Source organism: Arthrobacter sp. APC 3897 (assembly GCF_030407495.1).
GTDB lineage: Bacteria > Actinomycetota > Actinomycetes > Actinomycetales > Micrococcaceae > Arthrobacter_B.
The window spans coordinates 59,194-74,603 of sequence record NZ_JASDDG010000009.1; the positions used below are offsets into that span (position 1 = coordinate 59,194).

The following is a 15,410-nucleotide window of genomic DNA, read 5'->3' on the forward strand; positions in this document are numbered from 1 at the left end:
GAAGCACGCTACATAGTCACGTTTGAGTCAGGGCTCTTGGACCAACCGATTTCCTACGCACTTCCTAGCGGAGCTTTGGGCGTGGAACCGTTCAACCTGGATCTCAAAGCATCGCTGGGATACTCCTTCCGGGAGCAGCCTCTGACAGTGACTCTGCGAACAGCACTTCTCAAATCTCCCTCAACTGCAACGGTCCGCGTTAGTCCCTCTAATCTGCTTTTTCAATCGGAACCGAGCGCTCCCGTCATGATGGGATATCAGAACCTGGGAATAGCCGGATTTCCCTGCAGGTCTTAGACCAGAGCATTTCCTGAAGTACGTCATGAAGCTGAGGACAAAATCATTTCTGCCGATGAGCCTAGAGTGCCGCCCGAGAACAAGCGAGGCATGATCCGCTGGCTGCTTGCTCTTCCCGGATACCGCACCGCCGTCGTCGCCTTTGCACTCACTCTGGTTCTCGGCATCGGCGGCACCGCAGCTTACGCCTACTGGAGCAAGTCCACACAGATTGCCATCGCCGGTACCACCCGGTCTGAAGTACCGCCAGGAACCGCGCCCGTGACAGCCAATCCCGTAATGGCGCCGCGTCCGGCAACGCCTTCCGGTCAAACCTGTGCAGCAGTCCTTAGCGATCTGGAGATGCGGCCCAACAGCTTTGCGGACGTCCGGTTCGCCTGGAGCCCCGCCGCAGCGGCCACCAGCTACGTCGTCACGGTAAGAAGTACGGCGGCGAAATATGACCAGACCCAGACTGTCAATGCGACCCAGGCCAATTTTCGGTTTGGACGGCTTCCGTCTGATCAGGACGGGAAGCCGGTAGGCAGCTCCTCGCCGTTCTACACCAAGTACACGGTTCGCGTGATGCCCATGAACGGCACCGTTGCAGGGGACCCGCTCTACTTCACCTACGAGTATGAGCATTACAAGAGCAACAACTGCTACTACAGCAATCCAACCGGCGCGGCACCGGTGGGTGATATCCAGCCTGCCTGCGACCTGCCCCCGTTCGACTCCGGCACGGACTACGTCCAGGCCCGGTTTACCTGGTCCGCGTCCACCGGCGCCAAAAACTATCTGGTCACCATGACGGCGCAAAATGGTTCCGGCTACGGCGGAGAGCAGGTTGTTACAGCAGGCAGCGCGACTTTCAGCATGCTGATGCCGAAGCCCGTTCCCGGCAGCGCTGCTTATCTGAGCCGCTACACCATCCGGGTCCAACCCTTGAACGGGGCGCTGGCGGGCGATCCGCGCTACCTGACGTATCAGCTGGGAGCCAACAGCCACCAGTGCTGGTGATGACCAGTCCGGAACACCCGCTGCTAACGCCCGTCGCCGTCGTCCTCGTAAACATCCGGAATGCCGTCCTGGTCCGCATCGGCCGTTTCCTCTTCCTCCACCAGCCGGTAATGCCGGTTGCGGATCCGCAGCAGGACGGCGGCCAGCAGCGCGGCGGTGACTGACGCCGCGAGGATGGCCACCTTCGCGTGGTCATTGTGCTCGGACCCCGGTTCGAAGCTGAGGTCATTGACCAGCAGGGACACGGTGAACCCGATGCCGGCCAGGATGCCGATCCCGGTCAGGTCAATCCAGCGGACGCTGGAATCCAGCCGGGCACGGGTGGCAGCGGTGACCACCCAGGTGGTGGCCAGGATACCCAGCGGCTTGCCCAGCACCAGACCGGCCAGGATGCCCAGCGCCACCGGATCGGTCAGCGCCGAGCCCAGCCCGCTGAATCCGCCAATGGCCACGCCCGCGGAGAAGAACGCGAACACCGGCACCGCAAAACCGGCCGAAATGGGGCGGAAGCGGTGCTCGAAGATTTCCGCCAGCCCCGGTTTGCCCGGCTGCGGCTGCACCGGTGTGCCGCCCGGGTTGCTGCGCAGTACCGGAACGCAGAAGCCCAGCAGCACCCCGGCCACTGTGGCATGGACCCCGGACGCGTGCATCAGTGCCCACACCGCCACGCCGATGGGCAGCAGGACCAGCCAGGCGGCCACCGGGCGGGTGCCGAAGAACCGCCGTTTGGTCTGCGCCAGGTACAGGAACAGGGCCAGCGGGGCGAGCATGATCAGCAGGTAGAGCAGATGCACGTCTTCGGAGTAGAAGAACGCAATGATGGTGATGGCAATCAGGTCATCCACCACGGCCAGGGTCAGCAGGAAGATGCGCAGAGCCGAGGGCAGATGCGAGCTGATCACGGCCAGCACCGCCAGGGCAAACGCAATGTCGGTGGCGGTGGGAATGGCCCAGCCGCGCAGCCCGCCTGAGCCGGCGGCGGCGTTGATCCCGGCGTAGATCAGGGCGGGAACGACGACGCCGCCTGCCGCCGCGGCCACCGGCACAATGGCCTTACTGATCTGGCGCAGGTCCCCGGCGACGAACTCGTACTTGAGCTCCAGCCCCACCAGGAAGAAGAACACGGCCAGCAGGCCGTCCGCGGCCCAGGCGCCCACGCTGAGTTTGAGGTGCCATGGTTCGTAGCCGAACTCGAAGTCGCGGAGCGCAAAATAGGAGTCCGACGCCGGGGAGTTGGCCCAGATGAGTGCGGCCACCGTGGCGATCAGCAGGAGCACCCCGCCAACCGTTTCCTTGCGCAGGATTGCTCCGATGCGCAGGAATTCCGGATAGCTGGAGCGGGCAAGGACCGTGCCGCCCCCGCGCTCGGGCGGCACGGGGCGGCCGGCAGGGTGGTTCTGCGAATCCGGTGCCATGGAACTCCTCAGCAGGGAAATCCTCCGTCGGGAAAGACGGGGTATCCGCATTCTGGCACCAACCGGGGGTGTTAACCCACCGTTGTCAGCCCATGAGGGCGCGGAATCCCACGATGATGGTGACCAGGCCGAAAAGCATGGAGGTGGAGACCTTCATCAGGTTCACGGTCAGGTACCGGGTAGGTGCACCCTTTTCATCCCGGGCCTTGGGGCTCTTGTAGGCCTCGATCAGGTACGGCGGCCAGACAAGCAGGCTCCACAGTCCGGCAATGATGAGGATGACCGCCAGGGCGGTGGGCAGGGCAATGCTGTTATCCACGGGTATCCGGCCCTATCGGCTTTCGATCCATTTGCCGGCCTGGCCGGCCTGGATGGTCAACGCCTTGCCGATCATCGGCTCAGCCTGCTTGGCAATCTTGTCGCCCAGGAACGGGATGGAGGAGCTAACCTTGCCGTCCACGTCCACCCGGGTGCCCTCGGCCACCGGGACCAGGCGCTGGACGGCGTTGACCTTCAGCGGAACCCCGCCCACAGAGAGGTCCACGGAGGCCTCGCGGGAGCCGTCGGCCGCCGGCGCGGACCAGTGTTCCTTCTGGGTGACGGTCAGGGACGTGCCGACAAACTTCTTGGCGATGTCCGGCAGCCGGTCCGTGGGAAGGGTGCGGACGGCGGTGAGCACAAACGCTCCGGCGGTGTCGCCCTCCACCGTGGCGGAAACCAGGGACCCGCCCACGTGTTCGCTGACGCTGCGCAGGAAGTCCTCGTTGGTGAACGCGTCGGTGACTGTCCGGGCGTCGTAGGGCAGGGTGGTCGAGGCGTTCAAAGCCATGGGTCCTCCAGATGTGGGATGTCGGTTTGCCGGTGCTCCGTGCACGTTGGCACGGGACAACCGGCCCGGAATCATCCTAATCTGCGCGGCCCTTCAGCTCCGAAACGTATCCGGCGCCCGGATCAGCGCTCCAGGCTCACACAGGCGACGGCGCGGTCGTCGTCGTCGGCCGCGCTCGGGCTCGCGGTGCCGCCGTCGTCCACGGTGATCAGCAGCGAGCGGCCGATGCCGTCGTCGGGCAGGACCCACGGCACGGTAACGCTGGCGGTGGAACCGCCGTTCGCGTCGGTGGTGAAGTTCAGATCCAGATCATCCGAGTCCTCGTTCCGGGTGTCGCTGTATTCCCGGCCGGCATCCGAGGGGGACGAGCCGCACAGACTCTCATGCAGGGTGGCGCTGAACTCCGTATTCGGCTCGAAGCCGCGCGCAATCATCTGCAGCGTGGTGTCCGCGTCCGTCTCGTTGATGGTGATGGTGGTGTCCGCACTGTCCGGCACCAGGGACTTGTCATAGGTGGTGGCGATGGCGTTGTCACAGTAGGAGCCGAACGTGCCCTGGATGATGCCGCTGGCAATGGGGCTGGGTGTGGTGCTGCCGCAGCGGTCCGGACTTTCGGTGACACCGGGAACGCCCTGCGCCTCACAGCTTTCCTGTGCCGCGCTCCCCGGAGAAGCAGACGCACAGGCCGCCGCCGTGTCCCCGCCCGAGGATTCCGGACTGGCCGTCGAGGTGGTGGTCGCTTCTTCATTGTCAGCCGAGTACGAACCGCCTCCCGACTCATTGTCGTTGCAGCCGGTCAGGGCCAGAAGGGACAGAAGCAGTGCGCCGAAGAGGAGCTGGGCTTTGCGTGCCATGGGGCAGTCCTTACGTGCGGAGGGAGCTGGGTGTGCCCGTGCCTTCCCAGCGTGGCAGTGGGCGGAATGAAAATCCAGAACACCCCGCCGGATTGGGGCCCGGGCAGCCCGGCTTGGGAGCGTCCGGGCCGGGTTTCCGGTTGGGGGTAAAACCCCTCAACCTAGCGTGCGGCCGGACGGGGCGGAACAGAGACGGCGCCGCCGCGCGGCTTTTCGCTGCAACTTCACCGAATTAGCGGTCTTTGCTGTCCCGCCGGGCTGCAGTGTCCTACCGTCAGCCGCACGGCACAAGGGGGAGTGCCCAAAGTCCGGCCGGTGCCATCGCTCCGCCGGATCTGACATCACTCGCACCTATGAGGGGAAGCATGAAAACACCACGTATCCTCCGCGGAACTGCGCTCGCAGCCGCTGTTGTCCTTACTGCAGGAACCGCCGGGCCGGTGTTCGCGGAGTCGGGGTCGGTCCGCGCCACCGTAACGGACGGCACCGGAACCGTAGCCGAGGCCGGCACCAACGCCGTGACCGACGGCGGCAAGGGGCGCCATCCGGGCAAGCCGGGGCATCCCTGGAAACCGGGAAAGCCCGGAAAGCCGGGGAAACCGGTCAAGCCCGTGAAGGACGAGAGCGCCAAGCTGCGTGCCGCCGTCACCCTGCACAACGTCTTTGACCATCTGGAGGGGCTGCAGGACGCTGCCGATGCCAACGGCGGCAACCGTGCGTCCGGGACGCCGGGCTATGAGGCGTCCGGGAAGTACATCGAGGACCAGCTGCGCCGGGCCGGCTACAAGCCCGTCCGCCAGGATTTCTCCTACGACCAGTTTGCGGTGACCAGCGAAGCCCTGGAACAGACCGCGCCAACGGCCACGGTCTATGCCGCCGGAACCGACTTCACCACCATGACCTACTCCGGCGCGGGGGACGTCACCGCACCCGTCAGCGCCGTGGACATCAACCTCGACGGGGACCGGGCCACCACCTCCGGCTGCGAGGCGGAGGACTTCACCGGATTCGCCGCCGGCAGCATTGCGCTGATGCAGCGCGGCGAATGCTCCTTCGGGATCAAAGCGGCGAACGCTGAAGCGGCGGGGGCAGCCGGCGTCGTCATCTTCAACCAGGGGAACGAGGCGGCCAATGATGACCGCTTGGGGCTGGTCAACGGCACCCTGGGTGAGCCGTCAACCATTCCCGTGGTCGGCACCACCTTTGCCATTGGCGAGGCGCTGGCCGGCACTGACGGACTGGAACTGCGGCTCAACATCGACGCGGGTGTGCAGACCACCAACTCGTTCAACATTCTGGCCGACACACCCCGCGGGAAAGCGGACCGTACCGTCGTCGTCGGCGCGCATCTTGATTCCGTGACGGTGGGGTCGGGCATCAATGACAACGGCAGCGGCAGTGCTGCCGTCCTGGAAACCGCCATCCAGCTCGCCGAGACCACCAAGAAGCACCCGCTGCAGAACCGGGTCCGCTTTGCGTTCTGGGGCGGAGAGGAGGACGGGCTGGTTGGCTCCGACTATTACGTTTCGCAGCTGGATCAGGCCGGACTGGACGGCACCCTGGCGAACCTGAACTTTGACATGCTGGGCTCGCCCAACCTGGTCCGCTTTGTGTACGACGGCGATGGTTCTGCGTTCCCCGGGAGTGACGCTCCGCGGCCGACGGGATCCGACGAGATTGAGAGGATCTTCGAGGAGTACTTCACCGGGCAGAAGCTGGCCTCGGCTCCCACCGAGTTCAGCGGACGCTCCGACTACTCGGCGTTCATCCTCAACAACATTCCGGCCGGCGGGCTGTTCAGCGGTGCCGAAGGCATCAAGACCGAGGAGGAAGCGGCCGTGTTCGGCGGCACGGCAGGGGAAGCCTATGACCCCTGCTACCACCAGGAATGCGATGACCTCGGGAACATCAACCGCCGCGGACTGGACCAGATGTCCGACGCCGTGGCGCACGCCGTCCTGACCTTCGCCCGGACTGACGCTGACCTGCGCGGCGGCGGCGACGTCCGGTCGAAGCGGCTGGCTCCGGCCGAGGTTGATCTGCAGTTCCGGGGTGATGAGGCGCTGAAGTAATCCGCTGACCCGGTAGGGAAGAACCCCGCAGCAGACAGCCGCCGCCCGTCATCTGACGGGCGGCGGCTGTTTGTGTGGAGACCTGTTGGGGGACGCCGTCGTCGTCCAGTGTGGAGAAGGTGCCGCTTCAGCACATCCAGTGTCCCGCTCGTGCCTTTCCGGGGCGGTCTTTCCGGCGCGGACTGTACGTTCGGCGGGGGTGGCCGGCGCGGACTGTACGTTCGGCGGGCCGGGTTCTCCGCCGGGAGCGGACGGGGCCCGCCGCGTTCCCGCCATGCGGGTAGTCTGGAAGAAAAGCCCCGGGGTTCCTCAGTGAACTTCGGGTTATTTGCGTTGCCTCACGTCAAGGAGCCCCTCCCCATGAGCCTGAACGGACTGCGCGCCGCCCTGGCCGAAGACCCGTCCTACGCACGGGTGCGAACCCTCGCCTCTCGCACCCCCGAGCGCCGCAGCGATGACCTGCAGATTGGCGCGCCGCAGGGCATGCGCGCGGCGCTGCTGGCGGAAATGGTGGACGGGCTCGCCGAAGCAGCCAACGACGCCGGACCCGCCAACGCTGCCTCCGCGCCTCCTGTGGTGCTCGCCGTGACGGCCACCGGCCGCGAAGCTGAGGATCTGGCCGCAGCACTGCGGTCCTACCTGCCGCTGGCCGGCATCGAGGAATTCCCGTCCTGGGAAACCCTGCCGCACGAGCGCCTGTCACCCCGCTCGGACACGGTGGGTCGGCGCCTGTCCGTCCTGCGCCGGCTGGCCCATCCCGGGGGACACCCGATCTCCATCATCGTGGCGCCGGTGCGCGCCGTCGTCCAGCCCCTGGTTGCCGGACTCGGCGACCTGCAGCCGGTCACGCTGAAGGTGGGGGAGGAGCGGCCCTTCAACGACGTCGTCAAAGCGCTCTCCGACGCCGCCTACGCCCGGGTGGACATGGTCTCCCACCGCGGCGAATTCGCCGTCCGCGGCGGCATCCTGGACGTCTTCCCGCCCACCGAGGACCATCCGATCCGCGTTGACTTCTTCGGCGACGAGGTGGACTCGATGCGCTGGTTCGCCGTCGCCGACCAGCGCACCCTCACCGGACCGCACATCACCCAGCCCACCGAGCTGTATGCCCCGCCCTGCCGCGAAATCCTGATCACCCCGTCGGTGATGCGCCGCGCTGCAAAGCTGCAGTCCCAGATGCCCGCCGCCGCGGACATGCTGGAGAAGATAGCCGGCGGCATCGCCGTTGAAGGCATGGAATCCCTGGCCCCGGTGCTGGTGGATGAAATGGTGCCGCTGATGGCGCAGCTGCCCGCCGGGTCGCTGTCCGTGGTGATCGAACCCGAAAAGGTCCGGGCCCGAGCCCATGACCTGGCCGCCACCAACGAGGAATTCCTCGCCGCAGCGTGGGCCACGGCGTCCGACGGCGGTGCCGCACCGCTGGATCTGTCCGCGGGCATCAGCGCGGATCTGGAGGCCGCGAGCTTCCGCTCCCTGGCCGACACCCGGTCCGCCGCACTGGCCAACTCGGTGGGCTGGTGGTCCATCACCTCCTTCAACCCGGACGATGAAACCGTCCTGGACATCGACACCCTGACCATCAACGCCCGCGAACCCCGCGGCTACCAGGGCGACGTGGCGGAAATGATGGAGTTCATCGGCTCCCGCGTGCGCGACGCGTGGCGCGTCGTCGTCGTCACCGAAGGCCCCGGGCCGGCCTCGCGGCTGGCGGAGCTGTTCCGGGATAACGACATTCCGGCCTCGCTCACCGAGTCCGTGGACACCGAGCCGGTGCCGGGCATCATCTCGATCACCACCGCCAGCGCCGGCCGCGGCTACGTTTTTGACGGGCTGAAGACCGGCCTGCTGACCGAGGCGGACCTGCTTGGCCGGGCCAGCACCTACTCCACCCGCGACATGCGCAAGATGCCCTCCAAGCGGCGCAACGCCGTGGACCCCCTCCAGCTGCACGAGGGCGACTTTGTGGTCCACGAGCAGCACGGTGTGGGCAAGTTCGTGGAGCTGATCCAGCGGGCCACCGGCGCCGGACAGAACAAGACCGTGCGCGAGTACCTGGTGCTTGAATATGCACCGGCCAAGCGCGGCGCCCCCGGAGACCGGCTGTTTGTGCCCACCGACCAGCTGGACCAGATCACCCGCTACGTGGGCGGGGAAACTCCGGTGCTGTCCAAAATGGGCGGCTCGGACTGGGCCAAGACCAAGTCCCGGGCCCGCAAGGCGGTCAAGGAAATTGCCGGCGAGCTGATCCGGCTCTACTCGGCCCGGATGGCCTCCAAGGGACACGCGTTCGCGAAGGACACTCCGTGGCAGCGCGAACTGGAAGAAGCGTTCCCGTACGTGGAAACCCCTGACCAGCTGACCACCATCAACGAGGTCAAGGCGGACATGGAGAAGGAAGTTCCCATGGACCGCCTGGTCTCCGGCGACGTGGGCTACGGAAAAACCGAGATTGCGGTGCGGGCCGCGTTCAAGGCCGTGCAGGACGGCAAGCAGGTGGCGGTGCTGGTGCCCACCACCCTGCTGGCGCAGCAGCACATGGAAACCTTCGGCGAACGCTTTTCCGGCTTCCCGGTGCGGGTGGAATCCCTGTCCCGGTTCCAGACCTCCAAGCAGGCCAAGGAAACCATTGAGGGCGTGAAGAACGGCTCAGTGGATGTGGTGATCGGCACGCACCGGCTGCTGTCCCAGGAGGTCCAGTTCAAGGACCTTGGCCTGGTGATTGTGGACGAGGAGCAGCGCTTCGGTGTGGAGCACAAGGAAGCGCTGAAAAAGATGCGCACCAACGTGGACGTCCTGGCCATGAGTGCGACGCCGATTCCGCGCACCCTGGAGATGTCGCTGACCGGCATCCGGGAGACTTCCACCCTGGCCACCCCGCCGGAGGAGCGGCATCCGGTGCTGACCTATGTAGGCCCGTACACGGACCGGCAGGCCTCCGCGGCAATCCGCCGCGAGCTGATGCGCGAGGGCCAGGTGTTCTTTGTGCACAACCGGGTGTCCTCCATCGACCGGACCGCCGCGCACCTGCAGGAGCTGGTCCCGGAGGCGCGCATCGCCGTCGCGCACGGGCAGATGAGCGAATCCAAGCTTGAGCAGATCATCGTGGACTTCTGGGAAAAGCGCTTTGACGTGCTGGTGTGCACCACGATCATCGAGACCGGGCTGGACATTTCCAACGCCAACACGCTGATTGTGGACCGGGCGGACCACTTTGGCCTCTCCCAGCTGCACCAGCTGCGCGGCCGTGTGGGCCGCGGCCGGGAGCGCGCCTACGCGTACTTCCTGTATCCGTCGGAGAAGCCGCTGGGCGAGGTGGCGCTGGAGCGGCTCAAGGCCGTGGCCACGCACAACGAGCTCGGCGCCGGCATGCAGCTGGCCATGAAGGATCTGGAAATCCGCGGGGCCGGCAACCTGCTGGGCGGGGAACAGTCCGGTCACATCGCCGGCGTCGGCTTTGACCTGTATATCCGGCTGGTGGGCGAGGCCGTGGCCGATTACCGCGGCGAGGCCGAGGAGAAGGCCGCGGAAATGAAGATCGAGCTGCCGGTGAACGCGCACCTGCCGCACGAATACGTGCCGGGGGAGCGGCTGCGGCTGGAGGCTTACCGCAAGCTCGCCTCAGCCGTGACCTATGAGGCGATTGACGAGGTGCTGGCCGAACTGGTGGACCGCTACGGCGAGCCGCCGCAGGCCGTGCAGAACCTCATTGACGTGGCACGGTTCCGGGTGGGCGCCCGCGAGGCCGGGCTGACCGATGTGGCGCTGCAGGGCAACTTCATCAAGTTTGCCCCGGCGGACCTGCCGGAGTCCCGCGTGATGAGGCTGCAGCGGATGTACCCCGGGGCCTCCGTGAAGCCGGCCCTCAATGCCGTCCTGGTGCCCAAGCCCAAAACCGCCCGGATTGGCGGACGGGACCTGGTGGACGCGGAGATCCTGGCGTGGGCGCAGCAGGTGGTGGACTCGATTTTCAAGGAGTAAGTCCGGCAGGGTGAATCGGTGGCCGGGACGCCGGACGGTGTGTCCCGGCCACCGCCCGGTTAGACCGGCTGGGTGAGCGCCACAATGAAAACGGCCACGCACATTACTGCGGTGGCGACGACGATCCCGTAGCCGATGCGCATGGTGCGCAGCTGACGGGCACGGTCCCGGCGCCATTCCCGGCGCGTCATAGTGGAGCTCATGGACTCGAATATAAGAGACCGGCTTGCCGGTTTCTTAGCGTAGTGAGTACGCGGACGCCGGTGTGGAGTACTCGTTAAGCACCGGCATCGGGGACTGATGGCAGCCCGGGGCTGGTGTTTTGTTGGTTAAAGACGTGTGCACGCAGCCGGTCCGGCTGCGTGCACACGGTTATGAAGAGGTTGTTGCTTACTTGCCGGCCAGCCGGCCTTCGGCCAGCTCCTTGGCCGTATCCGAGCGGCCCATGACGAACGGCACCAGGTACGCCAGCGTTCCCAGAGCGAGGCAGATAACCATCGGCCAGACGTTGTCCAGGGTCAGCCAGCTCAGCGCGTAAAGGCCGACCGCAAAGATCGCCATGAAGACGATAAAGGTGACGAGGTTGCTGACAAGGTGCCCTTCACCCGAGTGCGTGGGTTGCTTGGCCCGTGTTCCTGCCATGGTGTTCTCCGTTTCAAAAAGATTTCAGTAGCCGGCGGTTTAGTAGTCCGACGCGGCGTTCCCACCGTTAACAATAGCGATACCGGAGCTTGCTCCGATACGCGTGGCTCCGGCGTCGATCATTGCCTGCGCATCTTCACGCGAACGCACGCCTCCCGAAGCCTTGACTCCCATGTCCGGTCCAACGGTCCGGCGCATGAGGGCAACGTCCTCAACAGTGGCTCCGCCGCCGTTGAATCCGGTGGAGGTTTTCACGAAATCCGCTCCGGCTTCCACTGCCGCCTCGCAGGCAAGGACCTTCTGCTCGTCGGTGAGCAGCGCGGTTTCGATGATGACTTTCAGGATGCCGTTTCCGGTGTGAACCTCGTCGGCCACAGCGGCAATGTCGCGGACCAGGGCATCCCGGTCTCCGCGGCGGGCGGCGGCGATGTCAATGACCATGTCAATCTCGTCCGCGCCGTCCTGCAGTGCACCCCGGGCCTCGAAGACCTTCACCTCGGTGGTGGTGGCACCCAGCGGGAAGCCGATGACGGAGCAGGTCAGGACACCGCTGCCCTTGAGTGCGTTGCGTACGGTCCCGACCCACAGCGGGTTGACGCAGACGGATTTGAAACCGTATTCGGCTGCTTCGGCGCAGACCTTAAGAATGTCCTCACGGCTGGCCTCGGGCTTGAGGAGCGTGTGGTCGATGTACTGTGCAATGGCTGTAGGCATGCCAACCATCTTGCCACAGGCGGGGTGCGGTTGGGCCCTGGAAAGACGATGGCCGGGTAGGCATCTTTCGACGCTAACCCGGCCACTTGTTACCTACTCCAGCAGCGGACTACAGGAAGTTGACAGGGAATAGCGTCTGCGGCTGGACAACGGAAGGTGCGGAATTGAGCGTTGCTGCCGAAGCCGGGGCTGCTGCACCAACCACTGCAATGGTGGTTGCGAGAAGAAGGGTGGTTCCAAGCTTTTTCATTGATTCCTCCAAGTAGTAAATAACGACAAAGTAAAGTGTGGCCTACAGGCGTGAATAAATCGATAGTTTCGAGGTAAAATCTAGGCTTTTTTCTGAGAATCGCCCTGTACGATTCCAAGCAGTCGGCGGGCGGCGGGTGGCAGGGGGGTGACTGGAGTACTCTAGGCGGAACGAGTCTTGAAATGTCGAGTTAGGTGCAGTGGGAATTGGACAACTCTGTCGATCAAATGCTGAACGAGTACCGGGCACGCCTGCATTGGGACCGGCGTGAGTATAAAGATGCCTTGGAGAACGCTACCGAGGCGGCTAACAAAGCCCTGGTGAAGGAGGACATCACCGGGTATTGGCGGATGACATTTCTATTGGCCGAGTGCCAGATGGAGCTTGGCCTGATCCAGGAATTTGCAGCCAGCGCCAAGGAACTCTCCGAAAACGCGGCTGTTCAGGGTGACCAAGCACTAGCCGCCCGTGCCAAGGCACTGTATGCAAGGGCCCTGGAAACGTTGGGCCACATTGGTGAGGCTCTGGTTGTTGCCAAAGAAGCGGCCGCGATTGATCTCAATGAACCTGCGGATGCTGTGGACGAGATAGAGATGCTGCATGGTCTCGTTGCGGCTCTTGCCGAAAGCGACAAGGGTGGCGAAGCGTGGACCCACGCGTTGAGAATGGCGGAGTTAGCTGGCCAGCAGGATGACCAGCTGATAGCAGGCAAGGCATATTGGGCAGTGGGCACCGTAGCCTTTTTGAATGGCGATGGTGACAATGGTGTGCTTTACCATAAGTTGGCTGCGGATAACCTGGCTCCCGATAATGATGTTAATACGTGGGCATTTTTCAACCGTGCTTCCGCGGTAGCCCGCCTCTCCGCAGGAATCCTGGACCACGAAACTCTTGAGTGCATTGAGCGCGCAGAGCTTGCCAACTCTGTGGCCGGAGGCAGCCCCATCCTCGAACTGGAGATTTCGACAGTTCGAGCTCATTGGATGGTGTTGACAGGTTCGCCGGCTGAAGCGGCAGTCAAAATTCAGCAAATCCTCGACCAGCGTGAACTCCTCCCCGAACATACGCTGGCGGAAGTGGAATACGTTGCGGCCCTTGCTTTGCATGAACTGGAGCGGAATGATGAAGCACTGGATGCAGCAGTGCATGCTGAGAAGGTTTTCATTGGACACGGTTCGCGACGCAGGGCACTGGCGGCCCGGAACCTTATTGACAGCATCAACGGACTGTAAGCACCACTATCGGGAGTAGGCGCGGAGCACGACACGGCGGCGGAATCGCGCAGCTGCTTTTTGACGCTTCTGGGGGGAAGCATGGCACAGCAAAGATCGGTCGACAATGCAGTTCGGAGTGAATATCCGGAGGCGCGTTCCTCAGGCAGGGGAACAGCCATTTGCGCGTGTGACCGTGCGGCGGTATCAGGGAGCGGGCCTTTAATGGACGTTTCCATGGCGCCCGAAGGGCACGTCCTGCTGATCCTACCGCCCGGGGAAACAGTCACCGGACCCATGGCTGCGGCGGCTCATGACGAAGTGGCGCGCCTGGCAGGCAGCGAAAAGCTGCCGATGCTGCTCGTCCTGACCGGAGTTGAAGCTGTCACCCGGCACGCGCGTTCGGTGTTCAGCAACGCCCGGTCCCTGGCCGCCGTCGCGGTTGTGGGCGTGACGCCCGTGGACCGCGTCATCGCCAACTTCCTTCTGGGCGGAGCTGTCCAGCCCTGCCCCACCCGCTATTTCTCCAACGAGCAGGATGCCCTGGAATGGCTGCAGAGGAAAAATGTTGCCTGATGCTCCGTCGGTTCCACCCGCTGCTCTTCCTCCCGAAGATGACCGCCTGAGCCAAGTGGTGGAGGGCATCATCCGCATAGCCTCCGGTGATCTCAACACACACATTCCGGTATCCAAGGCACGGGACCAGGTGGACGCCGTCATTACGGGCATCAACCTTCTGGCGGGTGAACTCAATGAGGTCTATGCCGCCTTTGAGGAGCGGGTGGAGTCCCGCACCCGCGAGCTGCGCGAGGCGCACCTGACCATGCAGAAGATGGCAATGACCGATCCGCTCACAGGAATCGGCAACCGCTCTTCCCTGCACGAGGCGCTGACCGCAGCGGTCGCCGCCCGGAAGGACGGCGAGCCCGGCCCTGCAGTCCTCCTGCTTGACCTGGATGGTTTCAAGGACGTCAATGACAGCCTGGGACACGATGCCGGGGACCTGGTGCTGATCGAGATCGCCGCACGCCTGGTGGCGGCATCCGGCCCCGGCAGCGTGGTGGCACGCCTGGGCGGGGATGAGTTTGCCGTGCTGCTGCCGGTTTCCAGCGTCCAGCAGTCCCGCGGGGCAGCCATGAAAATCATGGACTCGCTCAAGCGGCGCATCACACTGGAGGACATCGATGCCTGGACCGGGGCCAGCATCGGGATCCATCTCGCGGAGCCAAACGAAGATGCCAGCGCCATCATGCTGCGTGCGGACACCGCCATGTATGCGGCCAAGGAAGACGTCCACCGGCGCATCAAAGTGTTTGAGCCGGTGATGCTCTACCGCAGGCAGCTGCGCCGCCGGACCGCCCGCGAGCTTCGCCGGGCCGTTCCGAACGGCGAGCTCTTCCTGGCGTACCAGCCCGTGGTGGAGCTGAAGAGCGGCCGGCTGCAGGGGGTGGAAGCGCTGGTGCGCTGGAATCATCCCAGCCGCGGCGTGGTGATGCCGGACGATTTCATCCCGCTGGCGGAAGAAACCGGGCTGATTGTGGGAATTGGCCGCTGGGTGCTGGGCACCGCGCTCCAGCAGCTCGAACAGTGGCGCCCGCTGCTGCCGGCAGACGGGAAATTCCTGCTCCGGGTCAACCTTGCGGCGTCGGAGCTGCAGAACATGGACCTGGTGGACTTTGTGCGCGGCTCCCTGCGCAAAACCGGATCGACGCCCGGGGAACTGGTCCTGGAGATCACCGAAGGCGCCCTTCTCTCAGGCGGAGACGTGGAGACCTACTCGCTGCGCTCCCTGCAGGCGCTGGGGGTGGGCCTGGAAATCGATGACTTCGGCACCGGCTATTCCTCCATCAGCTACCTGCGCCGGCTGCCCGTGGACACGGTCAAAGTGGACCGGTCACTGATCTCGGACATGGCCGACGACGACGGGCAGCTGCAGTTTGTGGCAGCGGTTCACAACATGATCCGTGCCGCCGGTATGGACGCGGTCTTCGAGGGCATCGAAACCGCCGAACAGGCACGCCAGCTGCAGGACATGGGCTGCTGCAGCGGACAGGGTTACTACTTCAGCAAGCCGATTTCAGCGGCTCGGATCGCCGGCCTGCTGCGGGAGGGGCAACCCCTCCCGCAGCATCCGGAACCGGAGTAACCG

14 protein-coding genes are annotated in these 15,410 nt (G+C 64.7%); 6 read left to right on the forward strand and 8 right to left on the reverse strand.

The genetic code is table 11. The features are described from left to right. Window positions 1–387: 387 nt before the first annotated feature. Complete coding sequence (locus QMA10_RS06255; RefSeq protein WP_290166972.1) at window positions 388–1,296, forward strand: hypothetical protein; 909 nt, start codon at window positions 388–390, stop codon at window positions 1,294–1,296. A 23-nt stretch (window positions 1,297–1,319) separates the two neighbouring features. On the opposite strand, the gene nhaA is transcribed toward QMA10_RS06255, so the two are convergent. The 4 genes from nhaA to QMA10_RS06275 form a co-directional block, all read right to left on the reverse strand. Beyond that, the gene (nhaA, locus tag QMA10_RS06260; protein WP_290166973.1) at window positions 1,320–2,711 is read right to left on the reverse strand and encodes a Na+/H+ antiporter NhaA; all 1,392 of its coding nucleotides are present in this window, start codon (window positions 2,709–2,711) and stop codon (window positions 1,320–1,322) included. 85 nt (window positions 2,712–2,796) lie between these two features. After that, a complete protein-coding gene (locus QMA10_RS06265; RefSeq protein WP_290166974.1) occupies window positions 2,797–3,030 on the reverse strand; it encodes an SCO4848 family membrane protein in 234 nt (77 codons plus the stop codon). Window positions 3,031–3,042: 12 nt separating this feature from the next. Next, entirely contained in the window at window positions 3,043–3,540 is a 498-nt protein-coding gene (locus QMA10_RS06270) for a DUF2505 domain-containing protein (RefSeq protein WP_290166975.1), read from the reverse strand. A 122-nt stretch (window positions 3,541–3,662) separates the two neighbouring features. Then, entirely contained in the window at window positions 3,663–4,394 is a 732-nt protein-coding gene (locus tag QMA10_RS06275; protein ID WP_290166976.1) for a hypothetical protein, read from the reverse strand. Window positions 4,395–4,759: 365 nt separating this feature from the next. Here QMA10_RS06275 and QMA10_RS06280 point away from each other — a divergent pair, with 365 nt between their 5' ends. Together QMA10_RS06280 and mfd are read left to right on the forward strand one after the other, a co-directional pair. Further along, on the forward strand, window positions 4,760–6,466 hold the full coding sequence (locus tag QMA10_RS06280; RefSeq protein ID WP_290166977.1) for a M28 family peptidase: 1,707 nt from the start codon (window positions 4,760–4,762) through the stop codon (window positions 6,464–6,466). A 360-nt stretch (window positions 6,467–6,826) separates the two neighbouring features. Continuing rightward, complete coding sequence (gene mfd / locus QMA10_RS06285; protein ID WP_290166978.1) at window positions 6,827–10,444, forward strand: transcription-repair coupling factor; 3,618 nt, start codon at window positions 6,827–6,829, stop codon at window positions 10,442–10,444. Between the two features lie 59 nt (window positions 10,445–10,503). On the opposite strand, the gene QMA10_RS06290 is transcribed toward mfd, so the two are convergent. The 4 genes from QMA10_RS06290 to QMA10_RS06305 all read right to left on the reverse strand — a co-directional run bounded on the left by QMA10_RS06290 (window position 10,504) and on the right by QMA10_RS06305 (window position 12,050). Further along, window positions 10,504–10,647 (reverse strand): hypothetical protein, encoded by a 144-nt coding sequence (locus QMA10_RS06290; RefSeq protein ID WP_290166979.1) that lies wholly within the window; start codon window positions 10,645–10,647, stop codon window positions 10,504–10,506. Window positions 10,648–10,834: 187 nt separating this feature from the next. Beyond that, entirely contained in the window at window positions 10,835–11,086 is a 252-nt protein-coding gene (locus tag QMA10_RS06295) for a hypothetical protein (RefSeq protein ID WP_290166980.1), read from the reverse strand. 39 nt (window positions 11,087–11,125) lie between these two features. Then, window positions 11,126–11,800 (reverse strand): deoxyribose-phosphate aldolase, encoded by a 675-nt coding sequence (gene deoC, locus QMA10_RS06300; RefSeq protein ID WP_290166981.1) that lies wholly within the window; start codon window positions 11,798–11,800, stop codon window positions 11,126–11,128. A 109-nt stretch (window positions 11,801–11,909) separates the two neighbouring features. Then, window positions 11,910–12,050, reverse strand: coding sequence for a hypothetical protein (locus tag QMA10_RS06305; RefSeq protein WP_290166982.1), 141 nt, complete (start codon window positions 12,048–12,050; stop codon window positions 11,910–11,912). A 206-nt stretch (window positions 12,051–12,256) separates the two neighbouring features. Between QMA10_RS06305 and QMA10_RS06310 the strand changes: the two genes are divergently transcribed. From QMA10_RS06310 to QMA10_RS06320, 3 genes are all read left to right on the forward strand, one after another. Continuing rightward, window positions 12,257–13,282: a hypothetical protein gene (locus tag QMA10_RS06310; protein ID WP_290166983.1), complete on the forward strand. Its 1,026-nt coding sequence runs from the start codon at window positions 12,257–12,259 to the stop codon at window positions 13,280–13,282. A 204-nt stretch (window positions 13,283–13,486) separates the two neighbouring features. After that, entirely contained in the window at window positions 13,487–13,837 is a 351-nt protein-coding gene (locus QMA10_RS06315) for an STAS/SEC14 domain-containing protein (RefSeq protein ID WP_290166984.1), read from the forward strand. Then, a complete protein-coding gene (locus tag QMA10_RS06320; protein ID WP_290166985.1) occupies window positions 13,827–15,407 on the forward strand; it encodes an EAL domain-containing protein in 1,581 nt (526 codons plus the stop codon). Before QMA10_RS06315 ends, QMA10_RS06320 begins: the two co-directional genes overlap by 11 nt. Window positions 15,408–15,410: the final 3 nt, after the last annotated feature.